Raw genomic sequence first — 19,246 nt, forward strand, 5'->3', positions numbered from 1 at the left:
CAGAGGGGCGGCCGAGGAGACCACGATGACCACCAAGCTCGATGTCAATGGCGCCCGCCGACGGGTGGACGCCCCCGCCGATACGCCGCTGCTGTGGGTGTTGCGCGACCAGCTGGATCTGACCGGCACCAAGTACGGCTGCGGCATGGGCCTGTGCGGCGCCTGTACGGTCCATGTCGACGGGCACGCCGTGCGCGCCTGCCAGACACCGTTGTCCAGCGTTGCCGGCAAGCGCGTGACGACGATCGAAGGGCTGGGCAAGCCCGATGCGCTGCACGTGCTGCAGCGCGCGTGGCAGGCCGAGGACGTGCCGCAATGCGGCTACTGCCAGTCGGGGCAGCTGATGTCCGCCGCCGCGCTGCTGGCGCGGAAGCCAACGCCCAGCGACAGCGATATCGATGCGGCGATGGCGGGCAATATCTGCCGCTGCGGCACCTATGACCGGATCCGGCGCGCGATCCATCGCGCCGCGGCCGAACTGCGCAGCGGGAGGCCGGCATGAAGCGGCGCGACTTCCTGAGGCGCGGGGCGGCGCTGGCCGGCGGCCTGATGCTGGAGTTGAGCGCCAGCGGCGTGCGTGCCGCGGGCGCTGCCGCCGCCGGGACATCGGCGTCGGGCGCCACCGCCGATGGCACGGTCTTCGCGCCCAACGCGTGGGTCCGCATCACGCCGCAGGGCGAGGTGCTGCTGGTCGTGCACAAGTTCGACAGCGGCACCGGCGTCAAGAACGCGCTCGGGCTGATGCTGGCCGAGGAACTCGATGCCGACTGGTCGCGCGTGCGCGTGGTGCAGCCCGACGATCCGCTGGCGCAGGTCTATATCCATCCGTTGTGGGGCATGCACGCGACCGGCGGCAGCACCAGCGTGCCGCTCGAATGGAACACGCTGCGGCGTGCCGGTGCCACTGCGCGCGCGATGCTGGTGGCCGAGGCCGCGCAGCGCTGGCGGGTCGATCCCGCCAGCTGCCGCACGAGCAACGGCATGGTGATCGACGCTTCGGGGTCGCGGCGGTTCGGCTACGGCGACCTTGCGGAAGGCGCGGCGCGCCAGCCCGTGCCGAAGGAGGTCGCGCTCAAGCGCCCGGCCGATTTCGTGCTGATCGGCAAGGAGCGCAGCAGCTATCGCGTCGCCGACAAGCTGACCGGCCGCGCGCAGTACGCGGTCGATATCAAGCTGCCGGGCATGCTGACCGCGATCGTGGTCCATCCGCCGGTGATCAATGCGCCGGTGGTGTCGTTCAACGCGGCCGAGGTCAAGGCGTTGCCGGGCGTGCACGATGTGTTTGCGACCGAGATCCCGGCGGCGATCGCGCATTTCCGTCCCGGCATGGGCCCGGCCGTGCCCGACAACGGCGCCTGCCAGCCCGGCGTGGCGATCGTCGCCGATCATTTCTGGGCCGCGCAGCGTGCGCGCCAGGCGCTGAAGGTCCGATGGGGCGACAGCGACATGGCCGACTTCAGCGCGGAGGGCGCGCTGCGCGAACTGGCGCGGCATGTCGACGATCCCGGCGCCAAGAGCAAGGTCAAGGGCGATGCCGCGGCGGCGTTCGCGCGCGCCGACAAGGTGATCGAGGGCGTCTACACGATGCCGTACAAGGCCCACGCGCAGATGGAGCCGCTCAGCGTGGTGGCGTGGGTGCACGACGGCATCGTCGAATACTGGGGCGGCATCCAGGTGCCGTCGCGCTGCGCGCAGGCGGCCGAAACCATCGCCGGCGTGCCGGCCGACAAGGTGAAGATCCATCTGACCGAGGCCGGCGGCAGCTTCGGCGCGCGCGAGGGCATGCACCAGATTCTCGAGGCCACCTTCATCTCGCGCCGCGTCGGCAAGCCGGTCAAGCTGATCTACAGCCGCGAGGACGATATGCGCGGCCTGTTCTACCAGACCGCCAGCGTGCACAAGGCGCGCGCCGCGCTCGACCGCGACGGCGGCATCGCCGCCTTCAGCCTGCGCGCGGTGACGCCGTCGATCAAGGAGCCCGACGATCCCGGCTTCCTTGCCAAGGTGCCGGTGGATCCGAGCTGCACCGAGGCGATGCGCAACGATTTCTACTACGACATTGGCACGCTGGACCTGGCGTGGGTGCGGGTCGAGCCGAAGCTGCCGATCTGGTGGTGGCGCGCGGTCAGCTATGTGCCGAACGTCTTCGCGATCGAGAGCCTGATCGACGAGGCGGCGCACGCGGCGGGGCAGGACCCGCTGGCCTATCGCCGCCGCCTGCTGCGGGAGCGGCCCGAGCATCTGGCGGTGCTCGAGCGCGCCGCGGCGCTGGCCGGCTGGCCGCGCCCCTCGACGCCGGGACGCGGGCTCGGCATCGCGACCTATCAGGGCTACAACAGCTATATCGCGGTGGTCGCGGAGGTCGAGGTCAAGGAGCGCGCGATCGCCGTGCACAGGCTCAGCTGCGTGGTCGACTGCGGGCTGGCGGTCGACCCCAGTTCGGTGCGCCAGCAGCTGGCGGGCGGGCTGTACTGGGGCGTGTCGACCGCGATGATGAACGAGGTGCCGATCGACCACGGCACCGTGCGCATCAGCAACTACCACGACTACCCGGTGGTACGGATCACCGATGCGCCGCGGCTGGATATCGAGCTGATGCCGCCGTCGGGCAGGGCGCCCGGCGGCGTCGGCGAACTGTCCAATCCGCCGGTGGTCCCGGCCATCGGCAACGCGATCTTCGCGGCGACCGGCAAGCGCCTGCGCGCGACGCCGTTCCGCTTCGCCTGACGCGAGCGATGAGCGCGGTGGCGGCGGCGCCGTTTCGACGGCGCGCCGCTTCCCGTGCATCTGACCCGCGCGTCACGATGCGGCATCCCACGCTATGCCGGCACCGGCGCCGCCGGGCCGCGCCGGCACGACAACTACGACAACCACAACGAGATCCGGAAGGAGACATCCCCATGAAAGCGCAATACAACGCGGTGGGCGACACTGCGCCGCCGGCACGCGCGCCCGTCGATGCGGTGCCCGCCACGGGGCCGCTGCTGATGCTCGGCTTTCAGCATGTGCTGGTGATGTATGTCGGCGCGATCGCGGTGCCGATGATCATTGCCACCGCGCTGAAGCTGCCGAAGGAAGCGGTGGCCGTGCTGATCAACGCGGACCTGTTTACCTGCGGCATCGCCACCATCCTGCAGTCGGCCGGCTTCTGGCGCATCGGCGTGCGGATGCCGGTGATGCAGGGCGTCGCCTTCAGCGCGATCCCGCCGATCCTCGTGATCGCCACCAATCCGGGCCTGGGCCTGCCCGCGGTGATCGGTGCGGTGATGGCGGGCGGCTTGCTGACGATGCTGATTTCGCCGGTATTCGGCAGGCTGGTGCGTTTCTTCCCGCCGATCGTCGGCGGTTCCATCGTGATGGTGGTGGGCCTGTCGCTGTTCCCGGTCGGCGTCAACTGGATTGGCGGCGGCAAGGGCGCGCCGGACTTCGGCGCGCCGCACAACCTCGCGCTGGCCGGCTTCGTGTTTGCGCTGATCCTCGTGATCAACCGCTGGCTCAAGGGCTTCTGGACCAATGTCTCGGTGCTGCTGGCCCTGGCCGCCGGCATGCTGGTGGCGATCCCGTTCGGCATGGTCGACTTCGCGGGCGTCGCCGAGGCGCCGGTGGTGGACGTGATCCGGCCGTTCTACTTCGGCTGGCCCGTGTTCGATCCGCTCGCGGTCGCCACCATCGTGGTCGTGATGGTGATCATCATGATCGAGTCGATGGGCTTGTTCCTGGCCACAGGCGACGTGGTCGGCAAGACCCTGACGCCGCGCGAGATGACCGACGGCCTGCGCGCCAACGGCCTGGCCAGCGTGATCGGCGGCGCGCTGAACGGCTTTCCCTACACGATCTACAGCCAGAACATCGGGCTGCTGGTCGTGACCGGCGTCAAGAGCCGCTGGGTAGTGGTGGCCGCCGGCGTGATCCTGTGCGTGCTGGGGCTGTTCCCGAAGATGGCCACTGTGGTGGCATCGGTGCCGCTGCCCGCGCTCGGCGGCGCGGCGCTGTTCATGTTCGGCGTGGTCACCGCGGCGGGCGTGCGTACGCTCGGGCGGGTCGATTTCGAATCGCAGCGGCACAACGTCTATATCGTCGCGGCGACGCTGGCGATCTCGCTGCTGCCGACCTTCGCGCCCGCGCTGTTCCACCATCTGCCCAAGTGGCTGCAGCCGCTGATGCACAGCAGTATCCTGCTGGCCTGCGTGCTGTCGGTGCTGCTGAACCTGCTGTTCAACGGCGTGCCGCGCAGCGATCCGCATGCGCTGCCGCAGGGCGACGCGCAGGGAAGCGATCAGGCTCTGCAGCCAGGCCGGTGATCCTGCAAAAAGGGACCCCCGTCGTCCCCGCGCACGGGGGACCCAGTGACTCTAGGCACGACATAGGCTCAAAGCCGCTGGGTCCCCGCTTTCGCGGGGACGACGGAGCGACGAGGAGGGTAGGTCAATCCCAGGCGGGCGCGATGCCTTCCGGATTGGCCAGCCGGTCGCCGCGATCGAGCGTGGCGATCCTAGCCATCTCGTCGTCGCTCAGGCGCAGATGCTGCGCCTGCAGGTTGCTGGCGAGGTTCTCCCGCCTGGTCGACGACGGAATCACCGCGAAGCCCTGCTGCAGCGCCCAGGCCAGCGCCACCTGGGCCGGCGTGGCGCCGTGCGCCTGCGCGATGGCCTGGATGACCGGATCCTGCACCACCTTGCCGTAGGCCAGCGTCATGTACGAGGTCAGATGGATGCCTCGGCCGCGGGCATGCTCGACCAGCTTGCGGTTCTGCAGATACGGATGGATCTCGACCTGGTTGGTCGCGATCTCGCGCGCGCCGACTGCGGCGATGGCCTGGTCGAGCAGCGACACGGTGAAGTTCGACACGCCGATCAGCCGCGTCAGGCCCTGCGCCTTGGCCTCGGCCAGCGCGCCCATGTATTCGGGCAGCGGCACCGCGCCGTTCGGCGACGGCCAGTGGATCAGCGTCAGGTCGACCTGCTCGGTGCGCAGCCTGGACAGGCTGTCCTTCAGGCTCGGGATCAGCTTGTCGCCGGCCAGGTTGTCGGTCCAGATCTTGGTCGTGACGAACAGATCCTTGCGGGCAACACCGCTCTGCGCGATGGCCTGTCCGACTTCGGACTCGTTGCCGTAGATCTGCGCGGTATCGATCAGGCGATAGCCGAGCGACAGCGCGTTCTTGACCGAGTCGATCACGGTCTGGCCGGTCAGGCGGAACGTGCCGAGGCCGAAGGCGGGAATCGTTTGCGTCATGGTGGGCTCCAGGAATGCGTGATTGGGGATTCGGCGCATTGTGGTACCGATTGACGGGAAGAAACAGCCCTGTGCCGTCAAATGATTGTTGCCTGACGATCAAGGGTAGGGGGTTGGGGGACGCCTTGCCCCCTCCCAAGCCCTCTCCCGCAGGCAGGAGAGGGAGCAGTGTGCCGCCAGCACGGTTGCCATCGCTGCTTCCCGGACCGCTTCGCATGCCGGCGGTTTTCTCCCCTCTCCCGCTTGCGGGAGAGGGGCCGGGGGAGAGGGCAAGGGGGGGTAGTGCCATCACCCCAGTGGCATTACCCACGCCGCCCCATCACACCCGCACATCGTCATGGTCAGTCGACACCGCCAGCGCTCGCCATGCCGACAGTTCCGCTTCGACCTTGCGGTTCTTCTCCGTAATGCGGGCCACCGTGTCCGAGCCGAGCGGCAGCCGCACCGGCGGCGTGTCGCTGTCGGCCAGTGCCAGCAACGCGGCGGCCAGCTTGACCGGGTCGCCCGGCTGCTGGTGATTGGCGGACGCCATGTGGCCGCGCATCGCGCCGACGGTCTCGGCATAGGCGGCGATCTCCGAACGTACGCGTACCAGCGAGCTGTCGTCGAGGAAGTTCGTGCGGAAGAAGCCCGGTTCGACCACGGTGGCGCGCACGCCCAGCGGCGCCAGTTCCGCATCGAGCGCCTCGGTCAGCCCCTCGACCGCGAACTTGGTCGCCCCGTACACGCCCCAGCCGGGATAGGCCGCATAGCCGCCGATCGACGAGATATTGATCACGTGCCCGCTGCGCTGGCGGCGCATCTGCGGCAGCACCGCGCGGGTCACGGCAAGCACGCCGAACACATTGGTGGCGAACTGCTGCTCGACTTCCTTCGCCGACGCCTCTTCCACCGCGCCGAGCAGGCCGTAGCCCGCGTTGTTGACCAGCACGTCGATGCGGCCGAACCGTGCGACCGCGGCATCGGCGGCGGCGATGGCCTGCGCCTCGTTGGTGACGTCCAGCGCCACGCTCAGCAGGTTCGCGTGCTCGCCCAGCGTGGCAGCGATCGTTTCGGGGCGGCGCGCGGTGGCGACGACGCGGTCGCCGCGAGCCAGTGCGGCGCGCGTCAGCTCCAGGCCGAAGCCGCGCGACGCGCCGGTGATGAACCAGACCTTGCTGTCGTTGCGGGCGCGGGCGGTGATGGTGGCGGACATGATGATTCTCCTGTGAGGATGCTGCGTTGGGTGAGGTTCGAAATGGCCGTGGCCACGCAGTCCAATGTAGGTCCGCCGCTCTCTTGACACAATGCGATGTAATGGGGCTTCAATAGCAACCAATGGTTGTCTGTTTAACCGGTGCATTTCGATTGAGCACAGCTCAACCGTATGGCAGACTCGCCGCCATGGACAAACTGCCCCCACTGAACGCGTTGCGCGCCTTCGAGGCCGCGGGCCGGCACCTGAGCATCACGGCGGCCGCGGAGGAGCTGCATGTGACGCCCGGCGCCGTCAGCCGCCAGATCCGCGGGCTGGAGGAGGGGCTTGGCGTGCAGCTGCTGCACCGCGGACATCGGCAGATTTCGCTGACCAGCGCCGGCGAGGACTACTACCGCGCGGTCACGCGGGCGATGGACGACTTGCGCGAGGCCACCACTCGTCTGAACAAGCGGGCGAAACGCAAGCAGCTGAAGGTGCGTGCCTATACCACCTTCGCGATGCGCTGGCTGATCCCGCGGCTGTCGAGCTTTCATGCGGCAAACCGCGGCATCGAGGTGTTGCTGACCGCGTCGCTCGATCCGGTCGACTTCCGCAAGGAGGACATCGACGGCGCGATCCGGCTCGGCGACGGCAAGTGGAGCGGGGCGAACGCCTACCGGCTGGTGTCGAACATCCTGGTGCCGGTCTGCAGTCCCGGGTTGCTTGCCGCGGGGCCGAAGGTCAGGAAGCCGGCCGACCTCCGGCACCACACCTTGCTGCATTCGATTGCCCGGCCCGACGACTGGGCGCACTGGCTGCGTTCGGTGCGCGCGGAACGGGACGTCGATGCGCGCGGCGGCATGACCTACCAGAGTTCGGCGATGGCCTACGCGGCGGCCATCGAAGGGCAGGGCTTTGCGATCGCGCAGCGCTTTCTGGTGGCGGCCGACCTGGAGGCCGGCCGGCTCGTCGCGCCATTCCGTCAGGCCGTCGACATGGGCGATTTCACCTACTACCTGCTGACGCCGGCCGACCGCAAGGAAAGCCCAAGCATGACGGTGTTCCGGCAGTGGCTGCTGGCGCAGTTCGCGGCGCAGCAGTAGGACGACGCGATATCGTCGCGAGGATTGTCGTGACTCACGCCGCCGTGGCGGCGGAATCGGCAACGTCGGCGCAGTGGATCGCACCGCTCGCACGCAGCCTGGCGATGTCGTCGCCGCTGTAGCCGAGCTGGCCCAGCACCGCCTCGGTATGCTCGCCGCATGCGGGCGCCGGCCGGGCCGGGCGTGCGTTCTCTCGCGCGCTGTTGATCGGGAATCCCGGCATGCGGATGCCGCCCAGCGTGGGGTGAGGCACGGTCTGCAGCATGCCATTGGCCGCCAGCTGAGGGTGCGCCATCACGTCGTCGTAGGTCGCGACGGGCGCGCACAGGATGTCCGCCTGCTGCAGCAGCGCCAGCCAGGTGTCGGTCGGCCGCGTGCCGAACGCGCGGCTCAATGCATCGACCATCGCGGCGTGGTTCGCCACCCGCAGTGGCGAGGTGGCAAAGCGCGGATCGTCGGCCAGCGTTTGCAGGCCCAGCACCTCGCACAGCCGGCGCCAGCGTTCGGGCATGTAGGCGGCCACCATGAGCCAGCCGTCGGCGGTGCGAAACGCCTGGTTCGGCGCCGAATACGGTGCCGCGCTGCCGACGCGTTGGGGCGCCTGGCCGTCGGCGCAAAAGCTGGTCAGTGACGACTGTTGCAGCGCCAGCGCCGCGTTGAACAGGCTGACGTCGAGGTGGCCGCCCTGTCCGTCGCGGGACCGTTGGGCCAGTTTGGCCAGGATGCCCATGCAGGCGACGTAGCCGGTCATCACGTCGACGACCGGCGCCTGCACCTTGCACGGCTCGCCGTCGGGCGTGCCGATCAGGCTCATCAAGCCCGAATCGGCCTGCATGATGCCGTCGACCCCGGCCCGGTGCGCGTACGGTCCGTGCTGTCCATAGGCCGTGATCGAGCAATAGATCAGGCTCGGATGCGCCTCGGCCAATGCCGCGTATCCGAGTCCAAGCCGATCCATCACGCCGGGGCGCATGCTCTCCACCACGATGTCGGCGCCGGCGCTCAGCCTGCGCGCCACGGCGATGCCGTCCGGCGCCTTCAGGTCCAGCGCCACGCCCAGCTTGTTGCGGTTGAAGCCGTGAAACAGCGCGGCATCGTCGCCGATCCAGCCGGGACCGAGGCCGCGTCCCAGTTCGCCGCCCGGCGGTTCAACCTTGATGACACGCGCTCCCATGTCGGCCAGCAGCATGGTGCAGGTCGGCCCCGCGCCAATCTGCGTGAAGTCGATCACGGTCAGGCCGTGCAGTGCGTCGCGCAACATGTCAGTTCTCCAGACGGGGACGGGCGCGTTTGAACGTCCCCTGCGCGGTGGCGATCAGCACGCCGGCATCGGAAGTCAATTGCGCCGAGGCGAAGTACAGGCTGTTGCCGGCGCGGGTCACCGAGGCCATGGCGCGCAGCCGCCCCGCGCTGGCCTTGCTGAGGTAGCTGATCGACAGCATGGCGGTGGCGGCGTGCCCGAGCGCGCCGTCCGGTCCCACGGGCAGGCCGGCATAGCCACAGGCGGCGTCCAGCATCGTCGCGATGACGCCGCCCTGCACGCTGCCCTGGCGGTTCAGGTGGCGCGGCTCCAGATCGAGCTCGAATACGCAGTGGCCGTCGCCGACGCTGGCGAGCCGGATGCCGAGGTAGTCGAGCAGCGGATTGTCCGCCGGCGGCACCGTGGCGGCGAATGGGGTCATTGGGGTCGGCGGGGTGATGGCGCGGTCGTTCACAGCCCCACCTTGATGCCGTTTTCCTGGATCAGCCGCTGCCAGCGCGCCATGTCCTTGCCGAGCTGCGCCTTCAGTTCCGCCGGCGAAGAGGCCTGCGGCTCGAAGCCCTGCCTTGCCATCTGCGCGGACACCTCCGGCGACTTCAGCGCGGCGAGCATCGCGGCATTGATCCTGTCGATCACCGGTCTGGGCGTCTTCGCCGGCGCCAGCAGGCTGTACCACAGCTCGGCGTCGTAGCCCTTGATGCCCGCCTCGGCGAAGGTCGGCAGGTCCGGCATCAATGGCGTGCGCCTGGTTCCCGCGATTCCCAGCGCGCGCAGCCGGCCGGCCCGCACGTACTCGATGGCCGAGGCGAAGGTCGCGAAGGACAGCTGCACCTGGCCGCCCATCAGGTCGGTGATCGAAGGGCCGGTGCCGCGATAGGGAACGTGCAGCAGTTCGGTCTTGTTCAGCTTCGCAAAGACCTCGCCGGCCAGGTGCTGCGGCGTACCGTTGCCCGGGCTGCTGTAGCTGAGCTTGCCCGGATTGGCGCGGCTGTACTCGATGAAATCCTGCAGCGTGCGGAACGGCTGCTGGTTGTTGGCGACCAGCATGATCGGCACCGAGGCGATCCGCCCCACCGGCTCGAAATCCGCTTCGATCCTGAACGGCACCTTGATGCCGAGAAACGGGTTCATCGTGACCTGGCTGGAGGCGATCACCAGCGTATAGCCGTCCGGAGCGGCATGAGCGACGTAGTCGGCGCCCAGATTGCCGCCCGCGCCGGGCTTGTTCTCGATCACGATGGTCTGGCCCAGCGCCTGGCCCATCTTCGGTGCGATCAGGCGGGCCAGGATATCGTTGCCGCCGCCCGGCGCGAACGGGACCACCAGCGTGATGGGTTTCTGCGTCGGGAAGGGCGCCTGCGCCGCGGCGCCGAGCGCGGTGAGCGCCAGCATGCCGGCCAGCGCGGTGCGCGCGAGGCGCGCGATGGTGGTCGTCGTTGTCATGGTCGTCTCCTGTCGGTATGTTGATTTGTTGATTTATTGGTTTGTGGGTTATCGCATTGGTTGGCAATCGGGACCCGGCGCGCCCGTCAGCGGCCGGTGTAGCGGGGTTGGCGCTTCTCGGCAAAGGCCTGGCGCCCCTCGATCCGGTCCGCGGTATCGCGCAGCGCGCCCCAGTAGAGCTCGGTCAGCTGCTGCGCATCGGCTTCGCTCAGATGGCTGGTCTGCCGCGACAGCTTCTTGACGGCCTGCACCGCCAGCGGCGCATTGGCCGCGATGCGGGCCGCAATGGCCAGCGCGCGGTCATGCAGCGCTGCCGGTGCCAGTGCCTCGGTCACCAGGCCGATGCGCATCGCCTGCGCGGCATCGATGCGCTCGCCGGTCAGCACCATCTGCATGGCATGCGCGGCCGGCACCGCCTTGAGCAGCCGATGCAGGCCGGAGACCGCCGGAATCGAGCCGACCGCGGCCTCCGGCAGGCCGAAGCTCGCCGACTCCGCCGCGATACGGACATCGCACTGCAGCGCGATCTCGAGCCCGGCACCGAGGCAGTGCCCGTTGATCGCCGCGACCAGCGGCTTGTGCAGGCCCAGATCGGTCAGGTCCATCAGCCGGATGTAGAGGCCGAGATTGGCCGCCGGCTCCGGCGCGCGAAACAGCGCCTCCGGATAGGAGGCCGGCGATGCGCGTGTGCCCTTCAGGTCCGCGCCGGCACAGAAGGCCCGCGTGCCGGCGCCGGTCAGCACCGCCACGCGCAGGTCGTCGCGATCGCGCACCGCTGACAGGTGCGCGCGCAGCTGGCGCAGCGCGGGGACGTCCAGCGCGTTCAGCGCTTCGGGCCGATCGATGGTCAGTACCGCCACGGGTCCGTGGGTATCGAATCGTATGGTCATCGCGCGCTCCCTAGACGCTGGGCGAGGACAGGCTGCGTCCGCCGCAGACATAGAGGACCTGGCCGGTCACGTAGGACGAGCGCGGATCGAGGAAGAAGCCGACCGCGTTGGCGATGTCCTCGGCGGTGCCGATCCGCTGCACCGGCACCGATTGCTTCAGCCGTGCCTGCACGTCGGGCGCGAAGCCGCGAAACAGCGGCGTGTCGACGATGCCCGGGGCGATCGCATTGACCATGATGCCCTTGCTGGCAAATTCGATGGCCAGCGAGCGCGTCAGGCTGACCACGCCGCCCTTGGCGGCCGAGTAGTTCGCCTGCCCGAAGCCGCCGAGCCAGGCGCGCGACGAGATATTGACGATACGTCCGTGGCCCCGCTCGACCATGCCGGGCAGCGCCGCGCGGCAGCACAGGAACTGCGAGCGCAGGTTCGTGTCGATGACCAGGTCCCAGTCGGCATCGCTCATCTTCAGGAAGCGCATGTCGCGGACCGCGCCGGCGTTGTTGACCAGATAGTCGACGCGGCCGGCGCGGGCCTGCACCTGTGCAAAGGCGTCGTTGACCGCGGCCGACTCCGTCAGGTCGGCGCTGGCGCCGAAGACCCGCAAGCCGTCGGCCGTCAGCGCGCCGACCGCGCCATCGAGCGCGGCGGCGTCCCGGTCGAGCAACGCCACGGTCAGCCCCTGTCGGGCCAGTTGCGTGGCGATGCCCAGGCCGATGCCGCGCGCGGCGCCGGTCACCACCGCGACGTGGGCGGGATCGAAGCGAGGGGTCGTGTCGGTTGCCATGTCAGACTCCCAGCAAGTGCACGGAGGAGGCGGCGTGGTCGACCCCCGCAATGCCGCCGCCGGTGCATTGGGTCAGGCCGACGCGGGCGTCCGCCACCTGCCGTTCGCCGGCGCGGCCCTGCAGCTGCCACAGGATCTCGACCATCTGCGCCACGCCGGTCGCGCCCAGCGGATGGCCCTTGGCCAGCAGTCCGCCGCTCGGATTGACCGGCACGCGGCCCCCGAGCCGGGTGGCGCCGGAGCGCAACAGCGGCACGGCCTCGCCACGGGGGGCCAGTCCCAGCGCTTCGTAGTAGAGCAGTTCCGCGATGGTAAAGGCGTCGTGCAGCTCGACGACATCGACGTCTTCCGGGCCCAGGACCGCCTGCTGGTACGCCAGCCGCGCGGCGCGCGCGGTGATCTCCGCGTCCAGGATGTCGTCGTCGGCGCCCTCGCGCATGCCGGACACCACCACTGACGACAGCAGCTTGACCGGACGCGGCTGCGCCGGCCGCCGCGTGCCGAGCACCAGTGCGGCCGCCCCATCGACCTGCGAGGGGCAGCACTGCAGCAGCGTCAGCGGATCGGCGATCATGCGCGATCCGAGTACCTCTTCGACCGTCGTGGTGCTGCGCTGCTGGGCATACGGATTGAGCGAGCCGTGATGGCGGTTCTTGACCGCGACCTGCGCCAGGTCGGCGGGCGAGGCGTCGCGCTCGTGCAGGAAGCGCGTGCCGCGCATCGCATAGACGGCGGGCAGCACCATGCCGGCCCGTGCGTACAAGTCGGTCTTGTGGTCGTTGCGCTGCAGCGGGATGGTGCCGCCGCCGAGCGCCGTCAGTTGCTCGATGCCGACGACCAGCACCGTGTCGTACTGCCCGGCCAGCAACGCATGCCGCGCCAGATGGACGCCGGTTGCGCCGCTGGCGCAGGCGTTCTCGACGTTATAGACCGGGATGCCCTTGAGCCCGAGATCGCGCACGATCAACTGGCCGAGGATCATGCCGCCAAGCACGTTGGCGCAGTAGACGGCCTGGATCCGGCCCGCGGGCACGTCGGCGTCGGCCAGCGCCTTCAGGATGGCCTGTTGCGCCAGTTCGGGGGCGAGTACGCCGGGATGGCGGCCGAATGGCGTCATCGCGCCGCCATGGAGATAGATGTCCTGCATGTTGCTCGCCTTCTTCGGTTGCGTTTGCGTTTGCGGTTGCGGTGGCGGTCGCGGCCGGGTCAGGGCCGGACGGCCTCGAAGACGTAGCCGAGTTCGGCATCGCGGCGCGGCTCATAGCGGTCGCCGATGGCCGGACGCTCGTTGCCGGTCAGCCTTCCGAACAGCCGCACCGGACCGGTGAAGTCCACATAGCCGACCGCATAGGGCGCCAGCCCGGTCTTCGGCGCCGGATGGATGATCGTGAAGCTGTAGACCACGCCGGTGCCGGCGATGGCGACCGGGTCGTGGGCGGCGGCAAGCGGCGAGTGGTCCGGCATCGCGGGAAAGATCCATTCGCCGGTGGCGCGCTCGCGCGAGGCAAGCAGATGGGGGATGGGTTCCGTAGTCCAGAGCGGGTCCGACACGGTTGTCTCCTGTGATGGTTGGCCTTGGCGTAATGGTTGTCGCCCGCGCCGGACCCGACAAACGATATTTCCGGCGCTTTCGCTTGAGAAAATATCAAGCGAAAGCGCCGGGCAGGGGCAGGGATTGCCGTAGCGTTGAGGCCGGCGAGCCGGAGGGGCCGGCGAGCGCCGTTACACCCGGGCCGGTACGCCCGTCAGCGCCGCGCCGCGTGCGCGCGGATCGCCGTCGACGGTGCGGGCGCCGTCCGAGTACGGATCGAACTGCCGTGCGGGCGGGGCGGACACGCCGCCGCGGTCCAGGCCTGCCACCAGCGCGCCGGCGGCCGCGCCACGCGCACCTTCGGAGTAGGGGTCGAAGCGGCCATCGCGCAGCCCTTCGCTGAAGACGTCATGGGCGCGCGCGCTCACGATGGCGGCGGAAACATTGCCGCGGGCGCCCTCCGTGAACGGATTGAACGAGCCCTGGCGCAGCCCTTCCGAGAACACGTCGTGCATGCGCGCCGCGGTGCCGGCCGGGGCGCTGTCGATCGGCGCGGCGTGCGCGCCGTGCAGCGAAAGGCCGATCGCCAGCGAGACGGCGGCGGGGACGAAGATGCGGGTGAATTGGGAAATCATGATGTCGCTCCTGATGATTGGTCTGAATCGTTTCGCTCTGGGCGGTGGCTGCGGCGCGTTCCCCGGTGTGGGGGGCGATGCAGCCGCCGTTGAGACCAATGTAGGAGGGCGGCGACAGTGGCACTAGGGCGACCAATGCCGTCTCAGAAGCAACCAGAAGTTGGCAGTTGGCGCGAAACGTCAGGAGGCCAGCCCGACCAGCCTGGAGAGCGACTGCTCCGCGCCGCGGCTCGCCTCGACCACGAAATCGATGAAACGGCGGACGCGCGCCGGCATTTGCGTGCGATGGGGGAAATACATGTAGAGGCCGACGTTGCTGCTGGTGTAGTCGGTCAGGATCGGCTTGAGACGGCCATCGACCAGATCGTCGTGGACCATGTAGGCGAGCAGCTGGCCGATGCCGATGCCGGCGCGCACCGCTTCGACCTCGGTGTCCAGGTCGTTGAAGCTGGCGACCGCGGGCACCTCCTGGTAGACCAGATTGCCGTCCACCTGCAGTTCCCATGGCACCATGCGCCCGGTCGAGGCGCGACGAAAGCCGGTGCACCGGTGTTGCAGCAGCGCCTCGGGCGTGGCCGGTTCGCCGTGACGCGCGAGGTAATCGGGCGATGCGCAGATGATCAACGGCACATCGCATAGCCGCCGCGCCACCAGGTTCTGTCCCGGACTGGTGCCGACGCGAAAGCCGACATCGATGCGGGCTTCGACCAGGTCGGTGAAGAGGTCGCTGAGCACCACGTCGAACACGATGCCCGGATACCGTTCGCGAAAGCCGTGCATCAGCGGCACCAGCACGCGGCTGCCCAGCGATGGCGGTGCAGTCAGCCGGATCGTGCCGTCATCCTCGCTCCTGCTGCTGCGGATCTGCTCCAGTGCCTCGTCGAGCTGCCGCATGCCCGGCGCCGCCAGCTCGAACAGCCGCGCGCCCTCGGTCGTCAGGCTCAGCTTGCGCGTGGTCCGGTGCAGCAGGCGCACGCCAAGTTCCGCTTCGAGCGTCCGCACCGCCTTGCTGACCGCCTGCGGCGTGACGCCGGCCTCGACCGCCGCGCGGCGGAAGCTGCCGGCGCGCACCACGCCGATAAACAGGGTAAGAACGCGGGCCTTGTCCATGATCGGCAACCGATGGTTTAGAGTGCCGCCATCATAGCGCCGACGGGTTACCCAAGGCGGGCAGGCCCGTCGCGCTGCGCCCTAGAATCCCAGCGGATAACCGTCCTTCCGATGATCCGACGCCGCGGCATACCCCTGTGGCAGCCGCATCGCCATCTGTGCGCCGCCAAACTCGAGGCTGTCGGCCGGCGCGACCTGAACCGCATGGCCCATCGCACGCAGGGCCTGCACCGTTTCCGCCGGGCAGTGCGCCTCCACCGCGACGCCCGCGTTGTCGTCCATGACCCGCCAGCGCGGCGCGTCGCAGGCGACCTGCGGGTTCTGGTGGAAGTCCGCCAGCCGGCTGGTCATCTGCACGTGGCCCTGCGCCTGCATCGAGCCGCCCATCACGCCGAACGCAGCCAGCGGCGCGCCCTGGCGCATCAGGAAGCCCGGAATGATCGTATGGAAGGGGCGCTTGCCGGGTGCGACCTGGTTCGGATGTCCGGGCTGCAGCGTGAAGCCCCAGCCGCGGTTGTGCAGCGCGATGCCGGTACCCGGTACCACCACGCCAGAGCCGAAGCCCTTGAAGTTGGACTGGATGAACGACACCATCAAGCCGCTCTGATCGGCGGCGGTCAGATAGACGGTGCCGCCGTTGTGCGGCTTGCCGGGGCCCGGATAGCGCGCCCTGGCGGGGTCGATGGCGCGGGCGCGTTCGCTCAGATAGCCGGGATCGAGCAGGTCGCGCGCGGTGACCGTGCGCATCGCGTCGGCATCCGCCACATAGGCGTGCAGATCCGCGAAGGCCAGTTTCATCGCTTCGATCTGCAGGTGCATGGTGCGCGCCGAATCGGCGTCGCCCGCCGCCACGTCCCACCGGTCGAGCATGCCCAGCGCCATCAACGCACCGATGCCCTGTCCGTTCGGACCGATCTCGTGCAGCGTCAGATCGCGGTAGCGCATCTGGATCGGCTCGACCCAGTCGGTCCGATGCGCGGCGAGATCGGCTTCATCGATGCGGCCGCCGGTGGCGCGCGCATGCGCGGCGATGCGCGCGGCCAGTTCGCCGTGATAGAAGTCGTCGCCGCCGCTGCGGGCGATGCGCTCGAGCGTGTCGGCCTGGCCGGGGCAGACGAAGCGTTCTCCCGGCAGCGGCGCGCGGCCGCGCGGCGCGAACGCGTCGGCAAAGCCCGGCTGGCTTTCCAGCACCGGGATCTGCGACTGCCATTGGCGGTGCACGGTGGGCGAGACCACGAAGCCGTTGCGCGCGTACTCGAGCGCCGGCTCGAACAGGTCTTCGAACGGCAACGAGCCGAACTTGTCCCAGGCGGTGCGCCAGCCGGACACCACGCCGGGCACCGTCACGCTGTCCCAGCCCTTGAACGGCATCGCGTCGTAGCGGGAAAAGGACTCGGGCGTCCACGCCCGCGGCGCGCGGCCCGATGCGTTCAGGCCATGCAGCTTGTTGCCGTCCCAGATCAGCGCAAAGGCGTCGCCGCCGATGCCGTTCATGCAGGGCTCGACCACGGTCAGCGCGATCGCGGTGGCCAGCGCGGCATCGACGGCGTTGCCGCCGCGGGCGAGCATGCGTAGTCCGGCGGCCGCCGCCAGCGGCTGCGAGGTGGCCACCACGTTGTCGGCCAGCACGGGAACGCGCTGCGAGCGGTAGGGGAAGTTCAGGAAGGAAGTCATCGGATGTGCAATGGAAGCGATCGAGGAACGGGCGCGGGGGCATTTGCCCGAGCGCCCGCGGCGGCGTGCGGCGTTCGGGCGTCAGTCGATCCTGACCTTTGCCGCCTGCGCGACCTTGCTCCAGGTCCGCATTTCCTCGCCGATCATCCGAGCGAAGGCGTCGCTCGGCGTGAATTGCAGCTGCACGCCCTGCGCTTCGAGCGATTGCACCAGGTCGGGCATCGCCAGAGCGGCCCTGGTGGCGGCCGCCAGCTTCTGCACCACGGCGGGCGGCGTGCCCTTGGGCGCCACCAGGCCGAACAGGTTATTGACGCCGAAGTCGCGGATGCCGGCCTCCGCCATGGTCGGCGCTTCCGGCAGCGAGCCGACGCGGCGCTCCGAAGCGACCGCCAACAGCCTCAGCTTGCCGGATTTGACGTGCGGCAGCGCGGCCGGAATGCTGTCGAACATCATGGCCGAGCGGCCAGCCATCAGATCGGGCAGCGCGAACGAACTCCCCTTGTACGGCACGTGCACTACATCGACGCCCGTGCGCAGCCGGAACAGCTCGGACTCCAGATGCGACAGCGTGCCGTTGCCCTGCGAGGCGAAGTTGTACCTGCCGGGCGCGCCTTGCAGATACCTGACCAGGTCCGGCACGGTCTTGACCGGCAACGTCGCGGGCACCACCAGGATATGCGGCACGTTGCCGATGCCGGCGATCGGCACGAAATCCCTGGCGAGGTCGGCGGGCTGGCTCGAATAGGTAGCGGCGGCGATCGCCGCATTGCTGACGGCAGCCAGGTACAGCGTATAGCCATCGGGCGCCGCCTTGGCGGCATAGGCGAGGCCGATCGCGCCGCCTGCGCCCGGCCGGTTCTCGACCACCACCGGTTGCTGCAATTGCTGAGACAGGCGTTGGCCGACCGCGCGCGCCAGCACATCGGTCGCGCCCGCGGGCGGGAAAGACAGCACCAGCTGGATCGGACGTTCCGGATATTCGGCGAGCGCGGCGGGTGCGGCGGCGGCCGCGGCCGTTGCCACTGCCGCGACGGCGGCGAGCCGCAGCGCCTTGCGGCGCGCGGTGTTCAGGATGGTGCGCGGATGCGCCGTTGCGGTGCGCGCGGGGTGAAGCAATTGCATGACCATGATGTCGACGGCTCCGTGATGGCCGGCTCCACGGCGCGCCGCCATGGCGACGTTGCCGGGGATAGGCCGGAATGGCGAATCTGGCGCGGTCCGCTTGTCGCGCGGCTCCGGGCGCCTGTCATGCCGCGTCCGCGGCCGGGCCGCGGACTGCGCTGATGGGAATGGCCGATTCTAGGCACGGTCCGTGCGTCAGCGAATGCGGATTGGCCATGGCGCCATGCGGAAACGGAATAACCGCCAGCCGGACCGCACCGCCATCCCTGGCGACGAGTCGGCACGCATCTGACGGAAGATGACCATGCAGTTGAAGTGGATCGAGGACCTGCTCGTGCTGGAGCGCACGCGCAGCTTTTCGCGCGGCGCGGAATTGCGCCATATCACCCAGTCGGCGCTGTCGCGCCGGATTCGCTCGCTCGAGGAGTGGGCCGGGGCAGAGCTGGTCGACCGCAATACCTATCCGCTGGCGTTGACGCGGGCGGGCGCGGCATTCTGCGCGACGGCACGCGACGCCTGCGAGCGGCTGCTCGAAGCGCGCGCGGCGCTGCGGCGCGAGGCCACGATGCCGGGCAAGGCGATCGAAATCGCGGCCGGCCATACCTTGTCGCTGACGTTCCTTCCGGACTGGCTAAGGCAGTGCCGGCAGCGAGCGGGCACCTTCCATGCGCGCGTGGTAGCCGCCAACGTGCTGGACGCCGTGGTGGCGTTGTCCGAGGGCCATTGCGATCTGATGCTGGGCTACAACCATCCGCGCGTGCCGGTGTCGCTGGACAGCGAGCGCTTCCGCAGCCTGACGGTGGGCAGCGATCTGCTGATGCCGGTGTCGGTGCCGACCTCGCGCGGCGGGCCGATGTTTTCGCTGGCCGAAGCGAGCGGGAAGGCGTCGAAGCCGACGCCGCTTCTTGCCTACACCGCCAACACCACGCTGGGCCGCGTGGTCGAGTCGATTCTGGAGCGCAAGCAGGTCCATCGCCGGCTGGTTCGCTGCTACGAAGCCGATATGGCGATGCTGCTGCTGAAGATGGCCAGCGAAGGGCACGGCGTGGCCTGGTTGCCGCGCAGCACCGCCGCGCAGGCGCTGGCGGCGGGCACGCTGGTACCGGCCGGTGACGACAGCTGGTGCTCGCCGCTGCAGATCTGCGCCTATCGGTCGGCACATAGCGCCAATCCGACCTTGCACGCGCTATGGCGCATGCTGGCGGGCGAGCAGGCCGGCCAGCATGCCGACGCGCCGGCGCAGCAGGCGGCGCAGTTCGCGTAGATACGGCCGCTCGGGCC

General features: G+C 69.4%; 18 protein-coding genes. 5 read left to right on the forward strand and 13 right to left on the reverse strand.

What is annotated here, in order from left to right:
* Positions 1 to 25 precede the first annotated feature (25 nt).
* The 3 genes from FOB47_RS04315 (at position 26) to FOB47_RS04325 (ending at position 4,301) form a co-directional block, all read left to right on the forward strand.
* Positions 26 to 502, forward strand: coding sequence for a (2Fe-2S)-binding protein (locus FOB47_RS04315; protein WP_174780061.1), 477 nt, complete (start codon positions 26 to 28; stop codon positions 500 to 502).
* Positions 499 to 2,727: a xanthine dehydrogenase family protein molybdopterin-binding subunit gene (locus FOB47_RS04320; protein ID WP_174780062.1), complete on the forward strand. Its 2,229-nt coding sequence runs from the start codon at positions 499 to 501 to the stop codon at positions 2,725 to 2,727. The genes FOB47_RS04315 and FOB47_RS04320 overlap by 4 nt, the downstream gene beginning before the upstream one ends.
* A 173-nt stretch (positions 2,728 to 2,900) precedes the next feature.
* Complete coding sequence (locus tag FOB47_RS04325; protein ID WP_053824079.1) at positions 2,901 to 4,301, forward strand: nucleobase:cation symporter-2 family protein; 1,401 nt, start codon at positions 2,901 to 2,903, stop codon at positions 4,299 to 4,301.
* Positions 4,302 to 4,425: 124 nt separating this feature from the next.
* On the opposite strand, the gene dkgB is transcribed toward FOB47_RS04325, so the two are convergent.
* Both dkgB and FOB47_RS04335 read right to left on the reverse strand, forming a co-directional pair.
* Positions 4,426 to 5,235, reverse strand: a complete 810-nt coding sequence (gene dkgB / locus FOB47_RS04330) for a 2,5-didehydrogluconate reductase DkgB (RefSeq protein ID WP_174780063.1) — start codon at positions 5,233 to 5,235, stop codon at positions 4,426 to 4,428.
* A gap of 319 nt (positions 5,236 to 5,554) precedes the next feature.
* On the reverse strand, positions 5,555 to 6,430 hold the full coding sequence (locus tag FOB47_RS04335) for an oxidoreductase (protein WP_174780064.1): 876 nt from the start codon (positions 6,428 to 6,430) through the stop codon (positions 5,555 to 5,557).
* Between the two features lie 188 nt (positions 6,431 to 6,618).
* On the opposite strand from FOB47_RS04335, the gene gcvA reads away from it, so the two are divergent.
* Positions 6,619 to 7,515 (forward strand): transcriptional regulator GcvA, encoded by an 897-nt coding sequence (gene gcvA / locus FOB47_RS04340; protein WP_006578600.1) that lies wholly within the window; start codon positions 6,619 to 6,621, stop codon positions 7,513 to 7,515.
* A 34-nt stretch (positions 7,516 to 7,549) separates the two neighbouring features.
* Here the strand turns inward: gcvA and FOB47_RS04345 are convergent, their stop codons facing one another.
* The 11 genes from FOB47_RS04345 to FOB47_RS04395 form a co-directional block, all read right to left on the reverse strand.
* On the reverse strand, positions 7,550 to 8,776 hold the full coding sequence (locus FOB47_RS04345; protein ID WP_174780065.1) for a CaiB/BaiF CoA transferase family protein: 1,227 nt from the start codon (positions 8,774 to 8,776) through the stop codon (positions 7,550 to 7,552).
* 1 nt (position 8,777) lies between these two features.
* Positions 8,778 to 9,197: a PaaI family thioesterase gene (locus tag FOB47_RS04350; protein ID WP_023263634.1), complete on the reverse strand. Its 420-nt coding sequence runs from the start codon at positions 9,195 to 9,197 to the stop codon at positions 8,778 to 8,780.
* 29 nt (positions 9,198 to 9,226) lie between these two features.
* The gene (locus FOB47_RS04355; protein WP_174780066.1) at positions 9,227 to 10,219 is read right to left on the reverse strand and encodes a tripartite tricarboxylate transporter substrate binding protein; all 993 of its coding nucleotides are present in this window, start codon (positions 10,217 to 10,219) and stop codon (positions 9,227 to 9,229) included.
* 86 nt (positions 10,220 to 10,305) lie between these two features.
* Positions 10,306 to 11,109, reverse strand: a complete 804-nt coding sequence (locus tag FOB47_RS04360; protein WP_174780067.1) for an enoyl-CoA hydratase/isomerase family protein — start codon at positions 11,107 to 11,109, stop codon at positions 10,306 to 10,308.
* A gap of 10 nt (positions 11,110 to 11,119) precedes the next feature.
* Positions 11,120 to 11,893, reverse strand: a complete 774-nt coding sequence (locus FOB47_RS04365; RefSeq protein ID WP_174780068.1) for an SDR family oxidoreductase — start codon at positions 11,891 to 11,893, stop codon at positions 11,120 to 11,122.
* Position 11,894: 1 nt separating this feature from the next.
* Positions 11,895 to 13,040, reverse strand: coding sequence for a thiolase family protein (locus FOB47_RS04370; protein WP_174780069.1), 1,146 nt, complete (start codon positions 13,038 to 13,040; stop codon positions 11,895 to 11,897).
* A 59-nt stretch (positions 13,041 to 13,099) separates the two neighbouring features.
* Positions 13,100 to 13,444, reverse strand: coding sequence for a Zn-ribbon domain-containing OB-fold protein (locus FOB47_RS04375; RefSeq protein WP_174780070.1), 345 nt, complete (start codon positions 13,442 to 13,444; stop codon positions 13,100 to 13,102).
* 171 nt (positions 13,445 to 13,615) lie between these two features.
* Positions 13,616 to 14,059, reverse strand: coding sequence for a LysR family transcriptional regulator (locus tag FOB47_RS04380; protein WP_174780071.1), 444 nt, complete (start codon positions 14,057 to 14,059; stop codon positions 13,616 to 13,618).
* A gap of 180 nt (positions 14,060 to 14,239) precedes the next feature.
* Positions 14,240 to 15,169, reverse strand: coding sequence for a LysR family transcriptional regulator (locus FOB47_RS04385; protein WP_053824653.1), 930 nt, complete (start codon positions 15,167 to 15,169; stop codon positions 14,240 to 14,242).
* An 81-nt stretch (positions 15,170 to 15,250) separates the two neighbouring features.
* Positions 15,251 to 16,843 (reverse strand): gamma-glutamyltransferase family protein, encoded by a 1,593-nt coding sequence (locus FOB47_RS04390; RefSeq protein WP_174780072.1) that lies wholly within the window; start codon positions 16,841 to 16,843, stop codon positions 15,251 to 15,253.
* Positions 16,844 to 16,924: 81 nt separating this feature from the next.
* Positions 16,925 to 17,965: a Bug family tripartite tricarboxylate transporter substrate binding protein gene (locus FOB47_RS04395; RefSeq protein ID WP_226994952.1), complete on the reverse strand. Its 1,041-nt coding sequence runs from the start codon at positions 17,963 to 17,965 to the stop codon at positions 16,925 to 16,927.
* Positions 17,966 to 18,269: 304 nt separating this feature from the next.
* Between FOB47_RS04395 and FOB47_RS04400 the strand changes: the two genes are divergently transcribed.
* Positions 18,270 to 19,229 (forward strand): LysR substrate-binding domain-containing protein, encoded by a 960-nt coding sequence (locus tag FOB47_RS04400; protein WP_174780073.1) that lies wholly within the window; start codon positions 18,270 to 18,272, stop codon positions 19,227 to 19,229.
* Positions 19,230 to 19,246: the final 17 nt, after the last annotated feature.

The organism is Cupriavidus gilardii (assembly GCF_013347325.1).
Classification (GTDB): Bacteria; Pseudomonadota; Gammaproteobacteria; order Burkholderiales; family Burkholderiaceae; genus Cupriavidus; species Cupriavidus gilardii.

Bases quoted from the DNA above. Each gene is read 5' to 3' on its own strand.
- FOB47_RS04315 (WP_174780061.1), top strand. From the start codon at position 26: ATGACCACCAAGCTCGATGTCAATGGCGCCCGCCGACGGGTGGACGCC.
- FOB47_RS04320 (WP_174780062.1), top strand. From the start codon at position 499: ATGAAGCGGCGCGACTTCCTGAGGCGCGGGGCGGCGCTGGCCGGCGGC.
- FOB47_RS04325 (WP_053824079.1), top strand. From the start codon at position 2,901: ATGAAAGCGCAATACAACGCGGTGGGCGACACTGCGCCGCCGGCACGC.
- dkgB (WP_174780063.1), bottom strand. From the start codon at position 5,235: ATGACGCAAACGATTCCCGCCTTCGGCCTCGGCACGTTCCGCCTGACC.
- FOB47_RS04335 (WP_174780064.1), bottom strand. From the start codon at position 6,430: ATGTCCGCCACCATCACCGCCCGCGCCCGCAACGACAGCAAGGTCTGG.
- gcvA (WP_006578600.1), top strand. From the start codon at position 6,619: ATGGACAAACTGCCCCCACTGAACGCGTTGCGCGCCTTCGAGGCCGCG.
- FOB47_RS04345 (WP_174780065.1), bottom strand. From the start codon at position 8,776: ATGTTGCGCGACGCACTGCACGGCCTGACCGTGATCGACTTCACGCAG.
- FOB47_RS04350 (WP_023263634.1), bottom strand. From the start codon at position 9,197: ATGACCCCATTCGCCGCCACGGTGCCGCCGGCGGACAATCCGCTGCTC.
- FOB47_RS04355 (WP_174780066.1), bottom strand. From the start codon at position 10,219: ATGACAACGACGACCACCATCGCGCGCCTCGCGCGCACCGCGCTGGCC.
- FOB47_RS04360 (WP_174780067.1), bottom strand. From the start codon at position 11,109: ATGACCATACGATTCGATACCCACGGACCCGTGGCGGTACTGACCATC.
- FOB47_RS04365 (WP_174780068.1), bottom strand. From the start codon at position 11,893: ATGGCAACCGACACGACCCCTCGCTTCGATCCCGCCCACGTCGCGGTG.
- FOB47_RS04370 (WP_174780069.1), bottom strand. From the start codon at position 13,040: ATGCAGGACATCTATCTCCATGGCGGCGCGATGACGCCATTCGGCCGC.
- FOB47_RS04380 (WP_174780071.1), bottom strand. From the start codon at position 14,059: ATGATTTCCCAATTCACCCGCATCTTCGTCCCCGCCGCCGTCTCGCTG.
- FOB47_RS04385 (WP_053824653.1), bottom strand. From the start codon at position 15,169: ATGGACAAGGCCCGCGTTCTTACCCTGTTTATCGGCGTGGTGCGCGCC.
- FOB47_RS04390 (WP_174780072.1), bottom strand. From the start codon at position 16,843: ATGACTTCCTTCCTGAACTTCCCCTACCGCTCGCAGCGCGTTCCCGTG.
- FOB47_RS04395 (WP_226994952.1), bottom strand. From the start codon at position 17,965: ATGCAATTGCTTCACCCCGCGCGCACCGCAACGGCGCATCCGCGCACC.
- FOB47_RS04400 (WP_174780073.1), top strand. From the start codon at position 18,270: ATGCAGTTGAAGTGGATCGAGGACCTGCTCGTGCTGGAGCGCACGCGC.